The sequence below is a fragment of the Streptomyces sp. NPDC021225 genome (assembly GCF_044332865.1).
GTDB lineage: Bacteria > Actinomycetota > Actinomycetes > Streptomycetales > Streptomycetaceae > Streptomyces.
Genome location: NZ_JBIRPV010000007.1, coordinates 228,611 through 246,035, shown reverse-complemented (window position 1 = coordinate 246,035; position 17,425 = coordinate 228,611). Strand labels below are relative to the sequence as shown.

Here is a 17,425-nt window from a genome sequence, read left to right as displayed (position 1 = left end):
GCCCGGACGCCCGAGGGCCCCGTCTCCCGGAACTCACGTACCGGGGGACGGGGCCCTGAGCGGATCCACGACCAGGGATCAGAAGCGCCGCGTGATGAGCGCGCGCTTCACCTCCTGGATCGCCTTGGTGACCTCGATGCCACGCGGGCAGGCCTCCGTGCAGTTGAAGGTGGTGCGGCAGCGCCAGACGCCGTCCTTGTCGTTCAGGATCTCCAGGCGCTGCTCACCGCCCTCGTCGCGCGAGTCGAAGATGAAGCGGTGCGCGTTGACGATCGCCGCCGGGCCGAAGTACTGGCCGTCGTTCCAGAACACCGGGCACGAGGAGGTGCACGCGGCGCACAGGATGCACTTGGTGGTGTCGTCGAAGCGCTCGCGGTCCTCGGCGGACTGGAGGCGCTCACGCGTCGGCTCATTGCCCGTCGTGATCAGGAAGGGCATCACATCGCGGTACGCCTGGAAGAACGGCTCCATGTCCACGACCAGGTCCTTGAGGACCGTGAGGCCCTTGATGGCCTCGACCGTGATGGGCTTCTCAGGGTTGATGTCCTTGATCAGCGTCTTGCAGGCAAGCCGGTTGCGGCCGTTGATCCGCATGGCGTCGGAGCCGCAGATGCCGTGGGCGCAGGAGCGGCGGAAGGTCAGGGTGCCGTCCAGATCCCACTTGATCTTGTGAAGCCCGTCGAGGACGCGCTCCTTCGGATCGATGTCGATCTGGAAGTCCTCCCAGAACGCATCCGCGGAGACCTCCGGGTTGAAGCGGCGGATCCGGAAGGTGACCGTGATCAGGTGCGAAGCGTTGGCCTCGGCCGCCTCCGGAGCCTCGGAGGGCTTGTCAAGCGTGGGGGTGCTCATCAGTACTTACGCTCCATCGGCTGGTAGCGGGTCTGCACGACCGGCTTGTAGTCGAGGCGGATGGAATCGGAACCGTCGGCGCCCACCTCGCGGTACGCCATGGTGTGGCGCATGAAGTTGACGTCGTCGCGGTTCGGGTAGTCCTCGCGGTAGTGGCCGCCGCGCGACTCCTTGCGGGCCAGGGCGGAGACGGCCATGACCTCGGCCAGGTCCAGCAGGTTGCCCAGCTCGATGGCCTCCAGCAGGTCGGTGTTGAACCGCCTGCCCTTGTCCTGGACGCTGATGTTCTTGAAGCGCGAGCGCAGGTGGCCGATCTCCTCGACGGCCTCCTTCAGCGTCTGCTCGGTGCGGAAGACCATGACGTTCTTGTCCATGGTCTCCTGGAGCGCCTTGCGGACCTCGGCGACCCGCTCGCTGCCGGTGGCGTTCCGCAACCCCTCGACCTGGTCCTGGACGAGCCGGGACGGGTCGTCGGGGAGCTCGACGAAGTCGTTCTCGGCGGCGTACTCGGCGGCGGCGATGCCGGCCCGGCGGCCGAAGACGTTGATGTCGAGCAGCGAGTTGGTGCCCAGGCGGTTGGCGCCGTGCACGGAGACACAGGCGACCTCGCCCGCCGCGTACAGGCCCGGCACGACGGTGTCGTTGTCGGACAGCACCTCGCCCTGGACGTTGGTCGGGATGCCGCCCATCGTGTAGTGCGCGGTGGGCTGGATCGGGATCGGGTCCGTGTAGGGCTCGATGCCCAGGTACGTCCGGGCGAACTCGGTGATGTCGGGCAGCTTGGCGTCCAGCTGCTCCGGCGGCAGGTGGGTCAGGTCCAGGTAGACGTGGTCGCCCTCGGGACCGCAGCCGCGGCCTTCCCGGATCTCGGTGTAGATGGAGCGGGAGACGACGTCGCGGGAGGCGAGGTCCTTCATGACGGGCGCGTACTTCTCCATGAAGCGCTCGCCGTCCTTGTTGCGCAGGATGCCGCCCTCACCGCGGGCGCCCTCGGTGAGCAGGATGCCCATGCGCCAGATGCCGGTCGGGTGGAACTGGAAGAACTCCATGTCCTCCAGCGGCAGCCCGCGCCGGTAGGCGACCGCCTGGCCGTCACCGGTCAGGGTGTGGGCGTTGGAGGTCACCTTGAAGAACTTGCCGCAGCCGCCCGAGGCGAAGACGACGGCCTTCGCCTGGAAGACATGGAGCTCGCCGGTGGCCAGCTCGTACGCCACCACGCCCGCGGTGCGCTGGACGCCGTCGACCTCGGTGAGCAGCAGGTCCAGGACGTAGAACTCGTTGAAGAACTCCACGCCCTCCTTCACGCAGTTCTGGTACAGCGTCTGGAGGATCATGTGGCCGGTGCGGTCCGAGGCATAGCAGGACCGGCGGACCGGGGCCTCGCCGTGGTTACGGCTGTGGCCGCCGAAGCGGCGCTGGTCGATGGTGCCGTTCGGGGTCCGGTTGAACGGCAGGCCCATCTTCTCCAGGTCGAGGACCGAGTCGATGGCCTCCTTCGCCAGGATCTCGGCGGCGTCCTGGTCGACCAGGTAGTCGCCGCCCTTGATCGTGTCGAAGGTGTGCCACTCCCAGTTGTCCTCCTCGACGTTCGCGAGGGCGGCGGCCATGCCGCCCTGGGCGGCGCCGGTGTGGGAGCGGGTCGGGTAGAGCTTGGTCAGCACCGCGGTGCGGCTGCGCTTCGTCGACTCGATGGCCGCGCGCATCCCGGCGCCGCCGGCGCCGATGATGACGGTGTCGTACTTGTGGATCTTCATGAGTGGATACCTCAGCCCCGGGGCCTAGCGGATGTTCGGGTCGAAGGTGAAGATCACCAGAGTGCCGAGCACAATGGTGAATCCTGCCGCCGTGTAGAGCAGCCCCTTCAGCCACAGGCGGGTGTTGTCCCGCTCCGCGTAGTCGTTGATGACCGTGCGCAAGCCGTTCGCGCCGTGCAGCGTGGCGAGCCACAGCATGATCAGGTCCCATGCCTGCCAGAACGGCGAGGCCCAGCGGCCGGCCACGAAGGCGAAGCCGATCTTGGAAACACCGCCGTCGAGGACCAGCTGGATCAGCAGGTGGCCCAGGACGAGCACGACCAGCACGATGCCGGACAGCCGCATGAACAGCCAGCCGTACATCTCGAAGTTGGTGCGCGTCGCCTTCGGCGTCTTACGGGTACGGGCGCGCGGCGGCTCGATGAGCGGCGCGGGGTGGTCCACGTCGTACTGGTGGACGCTGTCGGTCGCGGGGGTGGTGGTCTCGGCGGACATCTCGCGTCAGCCCTTCCCGAACAGCTGGCGCAGGGTGTGCTCCAGAACCGGATAGAAGGCACCGGCCATCAGCACGACCCAGACGCCGACAACGCTCCACAGCATCTGCTTCTGGTACTTCGGGCCCTTCGACCAGAAGTCCACGGCGATGACGCGCAGACCGTTGAGAGCGTGGAACAGGATGGCGGCCACCAGGCCGTACTCCATCACGTTCACGATCGGATTCTTGTATGTGGCCACGACGTCGTCGTAGGCCTCGGGCGACACGCGAACGAGCGAGGTGTCCAGCACGTGGACGAACAGGAAGAAGAAGATGAGGACGCCGGTGACTCGATGAGCCACCCAGGACCACATGCCTTCCCGGCCGCGATACAGCGTTCCAGCCGGCACGGAAAACCCTCCGGAAACGGGGATTGGGGCCTGCCGGCTTCTGTCGGTCGGGCCCGGCCGGGTATGGTCCACCGGCCCTGGCCATCGTAGCGACGTGTTGTCGGCTCGCTCGCCCGGGGGGCGTCAGTGTGATCGATCAGGCACGTACGGCCTATATCAGGCGGGGCGGAACCGTGGGATTCCGGACAGCTGTAGAGGGCCCGAAATCAGCCGTACGAGCCTGCCGCGCGCGATCCGCCGCAGTTCCTCGGCCGCCTTGGCCCGCTCGGCGTCCCGCTCGTTGTCCAGCCGGGCATGTATTTCGGCCAGCACCCGGTTCCGCATCTCGTCGGGGTGCAGCCCGTCCAGGCAGATCACGAAGACATGGCCGAAGCGGCGCTCGTACTCGGCGTGGGCGGCCCGCAGCGCGGTGTGCGCGGCCAGCGCCCCCGCACCGTCCATGGGGATGACAGCCGGCAACTGCTCGACCACCGCCTCGTCGGCGAGGGCCTCGTCGAGGTCGGCGGGGGAGAGGTCGTAGCTGGCCTCGTCGCCGGCGGCGAGCAGCGCGCCGAGATCCGGATACGGGCGGTGGGCCGCGATCAGCCGCGCCCAGCGGCGGCTGCCACAGCAGGCGAGCAGCGCGCCCTCGGCGACGCCGGCCGGGGCGGCGTTGAGGTGGCCGAGCAGAGCGGCATCGCCTGTCGCGGCGGGCGGTGCCTGCGCGGCGGAGGCGCGCTGGCCGGGCGGCCGGGCGGAGCGGGAAGAACGGGGAGAGCGAAGGATGCGGGGCGCGGACGGGGTGCGCGGGGAGTCGCTGGGCCTGGACAGCATGGGCTCCTTGGACACGCGTGGCGGGCCCGGCGGCGCGGGCGGTACAAGGGTGTGAATGGTGATGAAGGTGATGTGGGGGATGAAGGTGGTGCTGGGGATGTAAGGGGCGCGAGGGTTTGAAGTGGTGCGATCGGCAGTTCAAGGTAACGATATGTGTCAGTCACTGTCCGGCGGCTGTGCGAAATTCACCCGGAAGGGGCGGTTTCATGGCATGCGGTGGACGACTGGGGCGCAAGGGACTGGGCGCCGTCACGGCCCTGGCCGCGGCCTTCACCCTGGTCACCGGCTGCGGGCACGAGGGCGGCAAGGGCGGGCACCCGGCCACCACCACCCACAGCCCGAGCCCCACCGCCACGGCCACCGGCCGCCCCCGGGCCACCCCGAGCCCCCGCCCCACCACCGCCACGCCGCGCCCCCCGGCCAGCCCGACCACCCTCCCCGCCGCGCCCCGCACCATCCCGTCCGTCCGGAGCTTCACCCCCAAGGCCGGCCCCGGCTGGCGGCCCGGCGCGCGCAGCCGCGTCGTCGCCGACACCCGCGGCCCGCTCGCCGACGAGGCCGGGCTGATAGCCCGCGAGCTGGGCATACCCGTCAGCTCGGGCCCCGTCCGGCGCGGCGATCTCCAGCTCGCGCTGCGCCCCAAGCAGAGCGGCGGCGCCGAGGCGTACGTCCTCACCGTGCGCGACGGCCGGGCCCTGATCACCGGCTCCACCGACACCGGCGTCTTCTACGGCACCCGGACCGTCAAGCAGGCGCTGCGCTCCGGGGACCGGCTGCCGCAGGGCGTGATCCGCGACTGGCCCGACCGCTCACAGCGCGGCCTCAACCTCGACATCGCCCGCAAGTACTTCCCGCCCTCCTGGATCGAGGCCCGGCTGCGCGAGATGGCCGACCTCAAGCTCAACCAGCTCGGCCTGCACTTCTCCGACGATCAGGCCTTCCGGATCCAGAGCAGCTCGCACCCGGAGATCGTGGCGCCCCAGCACCTCACCAAGCAGGAGCTGCGCAACATCGTGCGCCTCGCCCAGAGCCTGCACATCACCGTCATCCCCGAGATCGACTCGCCCGGCCACCTCGGCGCGGTCATCCGCGCACACCCCGCGCTCCAGCTGCGCACCGCGACCGGGGCCGCGTTCCGCGGCGCCGTGGACATCACGAACCCGGCCGCCGCGCGCATCGTGGACGATCTGATGCGCGAGTTCGCGCCGCTCTTCCCCGGCCGGTACTGGCACCTGGGCGGCGACGAGTACGGCGCGCTGATGTCACGGAACCCCGAGGCCACCTATCCGGCCCTGGCCACCGCCGCCCGGCTCGCCTACGGGCCGAAGGGGCGCATCCAGGACCTGGCCACCGCCTGGCTCAACGCCCGCGCGGCGGTCGCGCGAGAGCTGGGCAAGGTGCCCAAGGCATGGAACGACGGCTTCTTCGCCGGCGGCGTGGTCACCCCCGCCCGGGACATCCAGGTCGAGTACTGGACGGGCCGGGAGAGCGGGGCGCGAAAGCCGGAGGAGTATCTGCGCGAGGGGCGCACGGTGGTCAACCTCAACGACGAATACCTCTATTACGTGCTGGGCCAGCCGAACAACTTCCGCTACCCGACCGGCCGACGTATATACGAGGAGTGGACCCCGGCGGTCCTGCGCGGCACCACGCCCGTCAAGGACCCGGCGCTGACCGGTCCCTCCCGAATACAGGGCGCGCGCTTCGCGGTGTGGTGCGACATCGCGAACGCGCAGACGCCGACGCAGGTGGCCGACGGCATCAGGCTGCCGCTCGCGGCACTGGCCCAGAAGCTGTGGACTCCCGGGAAGCCGCCCTTGAGCTGGAAGAACTTCACCGCTCTCCGCGCCCGGCTGACGAAGTGAGCTTCCGCGGGCCCCTGACCGGGGCGACCGGATGAGTCGGAGAGAGGTCCGAGAAGTCGGAGGGACGGTCGGGGCCGCCACCCCCCACAGGAGAGGCCCCGACCGCCGTCCGGTACGGGCCCGCCAAGGACCCGTATTCCCTACAGCGTCGCACGCCTCGATTCCGTCACACCTCCCGCGGACGCGACCGAGTCCCTCCGCGGGCGGGACCGGAAGGCCCCGGGCCGCGTCCGGTGCCCGGTCCGGCTCTGGACGTGACCGGTCGAATCCCCGTAACGTGCAGGTCCGCGCCGGTGGGCGCGGTGTGTTGTTTATTCCTTGCGTGGCCTGAGACGGGGCCATGTGCCCAGGGGGACTCCAAACATGTATCCGTGTGGGAACTGCCGTGCCGTGGCCGTCGGCCCCGACGGGCGCTGCGCCGCATGCGGGACCTACCAGCAGCAGCTCCAGCAACAGCCGCCGCCGCCCCCGCAGCAGCAGCCCCAGCAGCCTATGCCGCATGTTCCGCAGGGGCAGGGGCCCCTGCCGCCCGCACCGCCCCTCTCCTATCCGTCCGCCCCGGGCATGGGGATGCCGGCCGGCGGGGTGGATCTGCGACGCGGGCTGTCGACCGCGCTGGTGGTGCTGTTCGGCGTGACCATCGCCGCGCTGATTCTGGCGTTCGCCGGACGGGCGAGCCAGTACGGCGTGTACTCGGATCTCGTCGACGGGCGGAGCGTGACCGTCGAGGAGGCCAATGACGCCGACGACTTCGCCGCGGTCTCCTTCTACCTCTCGACGGCGGTCATGATCGCGGTCGCCGTCGTCTGGCCGATCTGGTTCCGCCGGCTGCGGCTGAACGCCGAGGTCTACGCCCCCGGACAGCACCGCTTCGGCAGCGGCTGGGCCGCCGGGTCCTGGTTCACCCCGGTCGTCAACCTGTGGTTCCCCAAGCAGATCGCCAATGACATCTGGCGAGCCAGCTCCCCGCAGGGGCCGCACAACGTACGGCGCGGCCTGCTCAACGGGTGGTGGGTGACATGGATCGTCGGAGGGGTGACGTTCTTCGTGGGCCTCTTGCAGTTCGGCCAGGCAAACGGGGAGGCACGCAAGGCCGGCTTCTTCTCGCTGAACCGGCACATCGACGACATGACGTCGGCGCTCGCCCTGATCATGTTCGCGTATCTCGTCACCATCGCGGCGGCCATCCTCGGGCTGCTGCTCGTCCGCCAGATCACCGCGATGCAGGAGCAGCGCGCGTCCCTTCCGCCCCAGATCGGCGGGGTGGCCCCGTACGGGGCGGCCGTCCCTCCGTACGGAACTCCGCCCTACGGCCCGCCCGGTCCGGTGAACCAGCCGTATCCGCCCCATGGCCACGGCTAGCCTCAACTACGGCATCGCTGGACCTCCGATTCTCCGAGTGGGGCAGGTAGAGGGCGTGCACGGGGACGACGCGGAACTGACCGTCGCGGTGCGCGCGGCGCAGGACGGAGACGAGACCGCTTTCCGGACCGTGTACCGAGCGGTCCACCCTCGCCTCCTGGGGTATGTGCGAACGCTGGTCGGCGACGGCGACGCGGAGGACATCACCTCCGAGGCGTGGCTCCAGATAGCCCGGGACCTGGTCAGGTTCAGCGGCGACGCCGACCGCTTCCGCGGCTGGGCCGCGCGCATAGCCCGCAACCGGGCGCTCGACCACATCCGGATGCGCGGGCGGCGCCCGGCGATCGGAGGCGACGAGACCGAGCTGGAGGGCCGGGCGTCCGACGTGGACACGGCGGACCAGGCGCTGGAGGCGCTCGGCACCGGCCGCGCGCTCGGGCTCGTGGCCCAGCTGCCGCAGGACCAGGCCGAGGCGGTGGTGTTGCGGGTGGTCCTCGGGCTCGACGCCAAGAGCGCGGCCGCGGTGCTCGGCAAGCGCCCCGGCGCGGTGCGCACCGCCGCCCACCGGGGACTGCGGCGCCTGGCCGACCTTCTCGAGGCCGGGAAAGGGTCCGAGCACGGGGTACTGGACGGGGTCCCGCTTCAGCGGGAGTCACGCAGAGGGACCGCGAGGTCCGCTGGTGTGACGGATTCCGGCGCCCCGACGCAGAAGGACATGTGATGGCCGACGACCACCGCTACAGCTGGCTGGATGACGATGCCGCGGAGCGGTTGCTTCGTGGCGAGGCTGCGTGGGTGCGATCCAGCGCTCTCGATCCGGGCGATCCGGGTGATCCGGGTGATCCAGGTGACGCGAGCGGGCTGAGCGAGTCGAGTGAGCCGAGCCGGTCGCGCCAGGCGCGGCGGGAGGCGGAGGCCCTGGCCGCCGTGCTCGGCGCCATGGCCGAGACGTCCGGCCCGGTCCCGGCGGACGGCACCGCCGACGGCCAGAAGCCCCTCCCGGGCGAGGAGGCCGCGGTGGCCGCGTTCCGCGCGGCGCTGGCCGAGCGGGCCGCGGAGACCCGACGGGCCGGACAGGCCGGGCAGATCGGCCGGGCCGCCCGCGCGATGCGGGTACGGTTCGGCGCCGACGGCGGCTCGGCGCCCCTCGGGCCGTTCCGGTTGACGAGACCCTCGGCCGGATCGGGCGCGTCGGGCGGATCGGCGCGGCTGCGCCGGCCGCTGCATGCGGGACTGGTCGCCGCGCTGGCCGGCTGTGCGCTCAGCGGATTCGCGGTCGCGACGGCCTCGGGCGTACTGCCGTTCGGCACGCATGACGGCTCGCCGGGCCCCAAGGTGAGCATGTCCGCCAGCGACACCGCCGACGGGGAGTCGGCCGAGCCGAACTTCTCCCCGGGCGGCCGGACGCCCCCCAGAGAAGACGGATCCGCCGACAACGATGCCAGCGACGGCGGCTCGTACGGCTCCGGAGGCGCGCACACCTCACCCGGCCACGGGCAGGGCGCGGACGGCGACGAGGCCGACGAGGACATCCACGACGACCAGGGCAAGCACGACGACGCCTCGGGGCAGGGCTCGAACGGCGCCGACGGAGGGGGCTGGTCGCTCACCGTCTGCCGCCAGTACGTGGCAGCGGCGGACGGCGGCGCGGCCGTCGACGACAAGGACCTGCGCAAGCTGGAGAGGGCCGCGGGCGGCGTGACCGCGATCGACGGCTACTGCGCCGAGGTCATCGAGCACGGCGGCGACAACGAGGGCGTCCCGCGCAGCGGCCACGACAACGGCAATGGCGGCAGCGGCGACAACGGCCAGGGCGGCGACTCCGGCGACTCCGGCGGTTCGGGCGGCTCCGGCGACTCCGGCGGCGACAACAGCGGAGCAGACCCGGGAAAAGGGGACGGGGGCACGGGCACTGACGGCGCCCCGCCGCCCCCAGCACCCCCGCCTCCGCCCTCGTCCGACCCGGTGACCCCCGACGCGACGCCGTCCACCGACGGCCCGACCGGGACCCCTGACGGCACCACCGGGACCGCTGACGGCGAGACCGGGACGTCCGGTGACGCCACCGACGGCGCGGCGGACGACGCCTCGACCCCCGCCCAGTGAGGTTCCGGAATCGGGTGTGACGTTTTTTTCGGCGGTGACGCTGTAAGAAACGGGCCGACTGGTCATCGGCCGAGCGCAGGAGCCGAGGTTCCCCCCGTACCGACGGCTCCGCGCATATGGCGCGGGCGGGGCACGTTCCCCCGGCCCTGCCCGCGCCCTTCTCCTCGGCCCGTCGGTCGGCGACCTACTTGTAAACCACGACCTTGTCACCCGTCCGGACCTGGTCGAAAAGCCTGGCGATCTTGCCCTTGTCCCGCACGTTGACGCAGCCGTGCGAGGCACCGCTGTAGCCGCGGGCCGCGAAGTCCGCCGAGTAGTGCACCGCCTGGCCGCCGCTGAAGAACATCGCGTACGGCATCGGGGTGTCGTAGATCGTCGAGACGTGGTCCCGGCTCTTGAAGTCGACCTTGAACAGCCCCTCCCGCGTCGGCGTGTACTGCGAGCCGAACCGCACATCCATCGCCGAGACCACCTTGCCGCCCACCATCCAGGCGAGCGTGCGGCTCGTCTTGCTGATGCACAGCACCCGCCCGGTCATACAGCGCGGGTCGGGCTTGGCGAGCGGGTTGGTGGTCGGCGGATACAGCTCGTCGCGGGTGGGCCGCTTGGTGGCGCCGCGCACCGAGTTCCAGGTGCGCAGGTCGACCGAGCCGGTGGCCGTCAACCCGTGGGCGCGCTGGTACGCCTGCACCGAGGAGCGCGTGACGGTGCCGAAGTAGCCGGTCGGGTTGCGGTCGAAGAGGCCGAGCCGGCGCAGCCGCGCCTGTAATTCGCGCACCTGCTCGCCGCTCGTGCCGAAGGCGATCACCGCCGGCGGTGGTGGCGGGGCGGTCCGCCGGGGCGGCACGGCCCGGTGGGTGCGCGGCGCCCTGGGCGACGGCTTCTTCCAGGTCTTGTGCGGCCGCGGCTTCGCCGGTGCCGCGTGGGCGGGCGCACTGCTGCTCGTACGCACCTCGGGTTTCGCGTGCGCGTGCCCGGTGTCGGCCAGGCCCTGCTCCTTGCACCCCGTGACCAGCGCCGCCACCGCAGCCGTGGCGAGCGCCGTACGGGCCACCGTTATCCGGTGCATCCTCCCCATCCCCCAGTCCCTGTCCGTGCCCCGGTCCTGTCGCTGTGCAGTTCTGTGCCTGTTCGCAGTTCGCAGTTCGCTGTTGCTATCCGTCTTCCATGCTTCCCGGGGCTGCCGCGCGGCGAACATCGGCGCATGCTGTGTGGAGGACCACGGCGACCGGAGCGGCAGGAGGAGCGAACCCATGGCGCGCGATGCGGAGTCGGGATTTCCCGTCGAGCCGGTGTACGGGCCCGGGGAGCCGGCCGGCTGGGACCCGGAGGAGGCGCTGGGCGAGCCGGGCACCTACCCGTACACGCGCGGCGTCCATCCCTCGATGTACACCGGCCGCCCCTGGACGATGCGCCAGTACGCGGGCTTCGGCACCGCCGCCGAGTCCAACGCCCGCTACCGCCGGCTCATCGACCACGGCACGACCGGCCTGTCCGTGGCCTTCGACCTGCCCACCCAGATGGGCTACGACTCCGACGCCCCGCTCGCACACGGCGAGGTCGGCAAGGTCGGCGTCGCCATCGACTCGATCGAGGACATGCGGACGCTGTTCGCGGGCATCCCGCTGGACCGGGTCTCGACCTCCATGACCATCAACGCCCCCGCGGCCCTGCTGCTCCTGCTCTACCAACTGGTCGGCGAGGAGCAGGGCGTGGCGGCCCGGAACCTGACCGGCACCATCCAGAACGACGTGCTCAAGGAGTACATCGCCCGCGGCACCTACATCTTCCCGCCGGGCCCCTCGCTGCGCCTGGTCGCGGACGTCTTCAAGTACTGCCGGGCCGAGATCCCCCGCTGGAACACCATCTCCATCTCCGGTTACCACATGGCGGAGGCGGGCGCCTCGCCCGCGCAGGAGATCGCCTTCACGCTGGCCGACGGCATCGAGTACGTCCGCACGGCCCTCGCCGCGGGCATGGCCGTCGACGACTTCGCGCCCCGCCTGTCGTTCTTCTTCGTCGCCCGTACGACGCTCCTGGAGGAGGCCGCCAAGTTCCGGGCGGCGCGCAGGATCTGGGCGCGCATCATGCGCGAGGAGTTCGGCGCACGCGATCCGAGGTCGCAGATGCTGCGCTTCCACACCCAGACGGCCGGGGTCCAGCTCACCGCCCAGCAGCCCGAGGTGAACCTGGTGCGGGTCGCGGTCCAGGGCCTCGCCGCGCTCCTCGGCGGCACCCAGTCCCTGCACACCAACGCCTTCGACGAGGCCATCGCGCTGCCCACCGACAAGTCCGCCCGCCTCGCGGTGCGCACCCAGCAGGTGCTGGCCCACGAGACGGATGTGACGGCCACGGTCGACCCGCTCGCCGGCTCGTACGCCGTCGAGTCGCTGACGGACGCCGTCGAGGCCGCCGCCCTCGATCTGATGCGGCGGGTCGAGGACCTGGGCGGCGCCGTGGCCGCCATCGAACGGGGCTTCCAGAAGGAGCAGATCGAGCGCAACGCCTACCGCATCGCCCAGGAGACGGACGCGGGCGAGCGGGTGGTCGTCGGCGTCAACCGCTTCCGGCTGGAGGAGGAGGAGCCGTACGAGCCGCTGCGCGTGGACCCGGCCATCGAGGAGCGGCAGCGGGACCGCCTGGCGAGGCTGCGTGCCGAGCGCGACCGTACGGCGGTGAGCAGGGCGCTTTCGGCGCTGAGGAAGGCCGCCGAGAGCGAGGCGGGGACGGCGAACGTCCTCCACCCGATGAAGGACGCGCTCGCCGCCCGCGCCACGCTGGGGGAGGTGTGCGACGCGCTGCGGGACGTATGGGGTACGTACGTCCCGGCCAATACCTTCTGACCGGGTCACGGTTTCTGGTCTACTTTCAGGACTGACTCGGGGCCAGGGGGCCCGGGGACCACGGGGGGTGGGCCGATGAGGAGCGGATGGGCGCGGGGCGCCGCGGTGGCGGGGCTGCTGCTGGCGGCGTCGGCGGTCGCCGGGTGCGGCGGCGACGGTGACGGTGGCGACGGAGGCGTGTTCGGCCTGCCGGCGAGCGGCGCGTCGCCGAGCGGTGACGGCGGCGGCGGCGCCGCCGTGGGCGGCGTGGTGAGCGGGCCACCGCTGCTGCTGCTCCCCGTGACGCGGGCGGACCCCAGTCCGTGCCCGAGCGGCGCCACCGACGCGTACACGGACCCGCCGACGGAGCAGACGGGCGCGACCGGCCAGGCCGAGCAAGCCGGGCAGTCGTGTCTCCACGTCGATCCGGACGCCGGGATGACCGTGCGCAGGACCAAATCGGTGAAGGCGAGCCTCGACCAGCAGTACAGCCAGGGCTTCATCGTGGACATCGACCTCGACAGCGCGGACGCCGCGCGCTTCGGCGAGCTGACGGGCAAGGTCGCGCGGCGGCAGAGCCCGCGGAACCGGATCGCGATGGTGCGCGGCGGCAAGCTGCTGTCCGCCCCGTCCGTCGCCTCGGCCATCACCGGAGGCAAGGTCCAGATCAGCGGGTCGTTCGACCGGGACAAGGCGGAGCAGCTGGCCCGGGACCTCGGCGGCGGCTGAGCCGCACCGCTCGTTGTTTCCGCTCGTTGTTTCCGACACAAGAAACGCTACGTTGGGGGGATCAGGGACCACTACTCAAGGATCACCGGGGAGAATCGCGATGCCGGGAGGCAGGCTCACCCAGCAGGAACGCCAGCAGATCGCGCTGGGGCTGGCCGACGGCCTCGCCTACGCGGAGATCGCCAGGCGCCTCGACCGCCCGACCTCGACCGTCACCCGCGAGGTGATGCGCAACGGCGGCCCCACCGCCTACCGCGCCGACCTGGCCCACCGCGCCACCGAACGCCGCGCCCACCGGCGCAGGCCCGCCCCCTCCCGAGGGGCGGAGTCGGTTCCCTCGTCACACGGACGCGACGCCGAGGCCGTGCGCGAGTACGAGGAGACGCTCACCACCGTCTTCATGCAGTCGGGCACACCCAAGATGATGTCCCGGGTGCTGGCCTGCCTCATCACCAGCGACAGCGGCAGCCTCACCGCATCCGAACTCGTCGAGCGACTCCAGGTCAGCCCGGCGTCCATCTCCAAAGCGGTCGCGTTCCTCGACAGCCAGGGACTCGTCCGCCGGGAACGCGACGAACGCCGCCGCGAGCGTTACATCGTCGACGACGACATCTGGTACGAATCCATGATGGCCAGCGCCCGGTCCACCGCCCAGGTCGGCGAGATCGCACGGCAGGGCGTCGGCATCTTCGGCCAGGGCACCCAGGCCGGCACCCGCCTCGAGAACATCTCCCGCTACCTCGACTTCATCAGCGAAGCCGTCGCCCGCGCCGCCGAACAGGCCCGCGAAGTCCTCCACACCAAACCCCAGGCGACCTGAGCCCTGTCCAGCGGATCTTGACGCCTGCGGCGGCCACGCTGCGGAGCAGCAAATCGACGCGGCCCCCACCCCGCCGGACCCTAGCCCGTGACCGTCTGCCGTGCGCCCGTGACCAGGCGGGAGTGGATCCGTACGCCCGGGGAGCACTCCGTCAGGGCCGCGGCGAGCGCGTCGCCGGCGGCGGTCAGGGCGGCGTCGTCCATGGGCCCGAGGGCGTCGAGGACGAACATGGCCCGGGTGGTGGCGTGGGTCAGCCGGGTGCGGGTGCACTGGCGCCAGTTCCAGCGGCGGCAGGTGACCCCCACGTCGTCGCGCCAGACCACCTCGCCGGGCGCGGGGTGCTCCACGACCGCCTCGCCGCCGGCCGTGGTCTCGAAGGTCTCGTCGCCCTCGGCGCGGACCAGGCGCGCCGGGCCCGCGTAGTGGTCGAGATCCTCGCCGCCGAGCGGCAGGACATGGGCGACGGAGATCGCGTTGTAGATGTCGGTGAGCCGGTCCACGCGGGGCAGCCCGGCCGCCACCCGCCGCAGCAGCGCCTCCGCGCTGGGCCGTGTGCGCTGCGGCTTCGCGCCGAAGGCGCGGAACGCCTCGCGCCACGCGGCGATGTGCGGGTGCTCCTCCACGGCCCCGTCGCCCAGCAGCTCGCGCGCCGTGGACTCCGCCGCCGCGAGCATGCCCTCGCTGAAGTCGTCGCTGGGGCCGGGGCGCAGCCCCTCGGCGGTGAGGAGGAGCGCGCGGTAGTCGGGGCGCAGCGCGAGGACGGCGGGGTCGATGGTGGCCGAGTCGAGCCATTCGGCTGCGTCGAGTGTCACGGTTCTCCCTATGGGTCTGCGGGCTCCGCAGTCCAATATGCCATACGGTGGAGTGCAGTGCAGTGGACGGAAGGGGTGGCTGCGGGACTCGCGTCCCGGGGCAAGGTGGACTCAGCTCCACCCGAGGACGGCGGGCTCCCCACATGGTGCCGGGCGGCCCGGCGCGGAATCCTCTGACACATGACGACATACACCATCGGCACCCTCGGCCGTAGGCCGCACCGCAGTGAACCGCCGGCCGGCCGGTACCCCGTCGGCGCGATCTTCCTGCACCTGGTCGACCGCGACCGGTGCGACGCCTGGGTGCCGTCCAGGCCGTACCGCGAGCTGATGGTCGGCGTCCGCTACCCGGCCCGCGAGGTGGAGGGGTACGAGCGGGTCCCGGGGAGCTTCGCCCACGAGGACGCCCCGCCCGTGCTGGACCCGGTCGGCCCGCGCCCCGTGGTGCTCTACTCGCCCGGCGTCGGCGAGGCGCGTGTGCCGGGCACGCCGCTCGTGGACGAGCTGGCCTCGCACGGCTACGTCGTCGTGTTCATCGACCACGCCGACGACGCGCCGGCGGCGAAGTTCCCGCACGACCGGGTGGCGGACGTCCGGTTCGTGCTCGACCAGCTCGCCTCGCTCGCCCCCGGCCTGCTGGACCTGTCCAGGATCGGGCTGTGCGGCCGGTCCGAGGGCCGTCTCGCGGACCTGGGGACCCTGTACGACGACCCGAGGATCAAGGCGGTCGCCGATCTGGACGGAGAGGGAGACGGAGACGGGGCCGCGGCTCGCCTCGTGGCGTTCTTCGACCGCCGACTGCTCGGCCGGGAGGAGATTCCCGCGGCTACAGCAGCCCGAGCTGGACGGTGAGCATCGCGATGACGACCGTCAGCACCCAGCCGAGGACGGACTCCAGCCGCCCGTCGTCGGAGGGTCCGCCGGTCCGGTGCCGGAATCGCACGCGGCGTGCCGCGATGTCGGTCATGCGGGTGTCCTTCTCACTCGGCGATGATCGGCATGAGGCAGCCGTCACCCGGCCCAGGGTGCGCACACGCGTCCCGTGAGGTAAAGCGGGAGTGGCCGAACTCACGTGCACCGGTCCCCGCCCACGGGCACGGGCGAAGCGAGTCGAGGAGGTCCGCCGTGACCAGCGTCATTCCCCAAGGCTTGAGTGAACAGGTCCGTGCGTTGGCCGGCGGTGAGGTGTCCTCCCGCGCACTGGTCGAGCGGGCGCTGGACCGCATCGCCGAAACGCAGGGCACGCTCAACGCCTTCCGGCGGGTACGGGCCGAGGCGGCCCTCCGCGAGGCCGACGAGGCCGACCGGCTGCTGGCGGCCGGGCGGCGGCTGCCGCTGCTGGGGGTGCCGATCGCGGTCAAGGACGACGCGGATGTGGCGGGCGAGCCGACCGCCTTCGGGTGCCGCGGGGAGTTCCCGCCCAAGACCGAGGACTGCGAGGCGGTGCGGCGGCTGCGGGCGGCCGGGGCCGTCGTCGTGGGCAAGACCAACACGCCCGAGCTGGGGCAGTGGCCCTTCACGGAGGGGCCGGCCTTCGGGCTGACGCGCAACCCGTGGAACCCGGACCACACCCCGGGCGGTTCCTCCGGCGGATCCGCGGCCGCGGTCGCCGCGGGCCTGGTGCCCGCCGCGCTCGGCTCGGACGGGGCGGGCTCGGTCCGTATCCCGGCCGCCTGGACCCATCTGATCGGCGTCAAGCCGCAGCGCGGCCGGATCTCCACCTGGCCGGAGGCCGAGGCGTTCAACGGCATCACCTGCTACGGGTCCCTCGCCCGCACGGTCGAGGACGCCGCCCTGCTGCTGAACGCGGCGACCGGCAGCCACCCGGGCGATCTGCACCAGCCGCCGCCGGTGGACGTGCTGTCCGCCGTGCGCCGGGACCCGGGGCGGCTGCGCGTCGCGCTCTCCCTGAAGCCCCCGTTCACCGGCACGCACAAGCATCTCGACCCGGTCGTCCGGGCCGCCGTCCTACGGCTCGCCGAGCGGCTGGCGGCGCTGGGCCACGAGGTCGTGGAGGCCGAGCCGCGCTACGGCGTCGGGGTCGGCCTGTCCTTCCTGCCGCGGGCCATGGCGGGGCTGTGGGAGTGGTCCTCGCACGTCCCGGACCGGGCCCTGCTCGACGTACGCACCCTCACCGCCGTCCGGCACGGCAGGCTGCTGGGCGGCAGGCCGCTGCGTCTGGCCCGGGCGGCCGAGGAGCCGCTGCGGCGCAGGGTCGGGGAGCTCTTCTCGCGCGACGGCCACGGCTTCGACGTGGCGCTCTCCCCGACGACCGCGACCCCGCCGCTGCGGATCGGGACCATGGCCGAGCTGAACAGCTGGCACACCGACCGGGCGACGATCGCGGCCTGCCCGTACGCCTGGCCGTGGAACGTCCTGGGGTGGCCGGCCGTGAACGTACCGGCCGGCTTCGCCGACGAGAACGGGACGCTGCCGGTGGGCGCGCAGCTGCTGGGCCCCGCCAACAGCGAGCCGCTGCTGATCTCGCTCGCCGCGCAGCTGGAGGCGGATCAGCGGTGGTACGAGCGGTGGCCGGGCGGGGTGCGGGCGGGGGCCGCCGGGTTGGGCTGACGGCACCCGTATGCCCGTGCCGTACGGGCGCCCG

General features: G+C 72.0%; 17 protein-coding genes. 9 read left to right on the top strand and 8 right to left on the bottom strand.

The features are described from left to right. Positions 1-78 precede the first annotated feature (78 nt). The 5 genes from ACH4S9_RS29960 to ACH4S9_RS29940 form a co-directional block, all read right to left on the bottom strand. Positions 79-852, bottom strand: a complete 774-nt coding sequence (locus ACH4S9_RS29960; RefSeq protein ID WP_311724268.1) for a succinate dehydrogenase iron-sulfur subunit — start codon at positions 850-852, stop codon at positions 79-81. Next, complete coding sequence (gene sdhA, locus ACH4S9_RS29955) at positions 852-2,606, bottom strand: succinate dehydrogenase flavoprotein subunit (protein WP_311724267.1); 1,755 nt, start codon at positions 2,604-2,606, stop codon at positions 852-854. The genes ACH4S9_RS29960 and sdhA overlap by 1 nt, the downstream gene beginning before the upstream one ends. A 24-nt stretch (positions 2,607-2,630) precedes the next feature. Further along, positions 2,631-3,101, bottom strand: coding sequence for a succinate dehydrogenase hydrophobic membrane anchor subunit (locus ACH4S9_RS29950; RefSeq protein ID WP_311724266.1), 471 nt, complete (start codon positions 3,099-3,101; stop codon positions 2,631-2,633). A 6-nt stretch (positions 3,102-3,107) separates the two neighbouring features. After that, positions 3,108-3,491, bottom strand: coding sequence for a succinate dehydrogenase, cytochrome b556 subunit (gene sdhC, locus ACH4S9_RS29945; protein WP_311724626.1), 384 nt, complete (start codon positions 3,489-3,491; stop codon positions 3,108-3,110). Between the two features lie 156 nt (positions 3,492-3,647). After that, positions 3,648-4,304: a 2-oxo-4-hydroxy-4-carboxy-5-ureidoimidazoline decarboxylase gene (locus ACH4S9_RS29940; protein WP_398374596.1), complete on the bottom strand. Its 657-nt coding sequence runs from the start codon at positions 4,302-4,304 to the stop codon at positions 3,648-3,650. Between the two features lie 206 nt (positions 4,305-4,510). On the opposite strand from ACH4S9_RS29940, the gene ACH4S9_RS29935 reads away from it, so the two are divergent. From ACH4S9_RS29935 to ACH4S9_RS29920, 4 genes are all read left to right on the top strand, one after another. Further along, the gene (locus ACH4S9_RS29935; protein WP_398374594.1) at positions 4,511-6,169 is read left to right on the top strand and encodes a family 20 glycosylhydrolase; all 1,659 of its coding nucleotides are present in this window, start codon (positions 4,511-4,513) and stop codon (positions 6,167-6,169) included. A gap of 390 nt (positions 6,170-6,559) precedes the next feature. Next, on the top strand, positions 6,560-7,531 hold the full coding sequence (locus ACH4S9_RS29930) for a DUF4328 domain-containing protein (protein WP_311724263.1): 972 nt from the start codon (positions 6,560-6,562) through the stop codon (positions 7,529-7,531). A gap of 55 nt (positions 7,532-7,586) precedes the next feature. Then, positions 7,587-8,252, top strand: coding sequence for an RNA polymerase sigma factor (locus tag ACH4S9_RS29925; protein ID WP_311724625.1), 666 nt, complete (start codon positions 7,587-7,589; stop codon positions 8,250-8,252). Then, positions 8,252-9,637, top strand: coding sequence for a hypothetical protein (locus ACH4S9_RS29920; RefSeq protein ID WP_398374592.1), 1,386 nt, complete (start codon positions 8,252-8,254; stop codon positions 9,635-9,637). Before ACH4S9_RS29925 ends, ACH4S9_RS29920 begins: the two co-directional genes overlap by 1 nt. 184 nt (positions 9,638-9,821) lie before the next feature. Here ACH4S9_RS29920 and ACH4S9_RS29915 read toward each other — a convergent pair whose 3' ends face one another. Then, positions 9,822-10,706 carry a peptidoglycan-binding protein gene (locus ACH4S9_RS29915; RefSeq protein WP_398374590.1) on the bottom strand — a complete coding sequence of 295 codons (885 nt, stop codon included), beginning with the start codon at positions 10,704-10,706 and terminating at the stop codon, positions 9,822-9,824. Positions 10,707-10,890: 184 nt separating this feature from the next. Here ACH4S9_RS29915 and ACH4S9_RS29910 point away from each other — a divergent pair, with 184 nt between their 5' ends. The 3 genes from ACH4S9_RS29910 to ACH4S9_RS29900 all read left to right on the top strand — a co-directional run bounded on the left by ACH4S9_RS29910 (position 10,891) and on the right by ACH4S9_RS29900 (position 14,008). Continuing rightward, positions 10,891-12,480: a methylmalonyl-CoA mutase gene (locus ACH4S9_RS29910; RefSeq protein WP_398374589.1), complete on the top strand. Its 1,590-nt coding sequence runs from the start codon at positions 10,891-10,893 to the stop codon at positions 12,478-12,480. A 75-nt stretch (positions 12,481-12,555) separates the two neighbouring features. Then, complete coding sequence (locus ACH4S9_RS29905) at positions 12,556-13,188, top strand: SecDF P1 head subdomain-containing protein (protein WP_398374587.1); 633 nt, start codon at positions 12,556-12,558, stop codon at positions 13,186-13,188. Positions 13,189-13,288: 100 nt separating this feature from the next. Next, positions 13,289-14,008, top strand: coding sequence for a helix-turn-helix domain-containing protein (locus ACH4S9_RS29900; RefSeq protein WP_398374585.1), 720 nt, complete (start codon positions 13,289-13,291; stop codon positions 14,006-14,008). An 80-nt stretch (positions 14,009-14,088) separates the two neighbouring features. Here the strand turns inward: ACH4S9_RS29900 and ACH4S9_RS29895 are convergent, their stop codons facing one another. Beyond that, positions 14,089-14,820 carry a B3/4 domain-containing protein gene (locus ACH4S9_RS29895; RefSeq protein WP_398374584.1) on the bottom strand — a complete coding sequence of 244 codons (732 nt, stop codon included), beginning with the start codon at positions 14,818-14,820 and terminating at the stop codon, positions 14,089-14,091. Positions 14,821-15,000: 180 nt separating this feature from the next. Here ACH4S9_RS29895 and ACH4S9_RS29890 point away from each other — a divergent pair, with 180 nt between their 5' ends. Beyond that, entirely contained in the window at positions 15,001-15,672 is a 672-nt protein-coding gene (locus tag ACH4S9_RS29890; RefSeq protein ID WP_398374582.1) for a hypothetical protein, read from the top strand. Here ACH4S9_RS29890 and ACH4S9_RS29885 read toward each other — a convergent pair. Beyond that, positions 15,647-15,787 (bottom strand): SCO1431 family membrane protein, encoded by a 141-nt coding sequence (locus ACH4S9_RS29885; RefSeq protein ID WP_311724254.1) that lies wholly within the window; start codon positions 15,785-15,787, stop codon positions 15,647-15,649. The genes ACH4S9_RS29890 and ACH4S9_RS29885 overlap by 26 nt on opposite strands. A gap of 158 nt (positions 15,788-15,945) precedes the next feature. On the opposite strand from ACH4S9_RS29885, the gene ACH4S9_RS29880 reads away from it, so the two are divergent. Continuing rightward, complete coding sequence (locus ACH4S9_RS29880) at positions 15,946-17,391, top strand: amidase (protein ID WP_398374579.1); 1,446 nt, start codon at positions 15,946-15,948, stop codon at positions 17,389-17,391. Positions 17,392-17,425 lie beyond the last annotated feature (34 nt).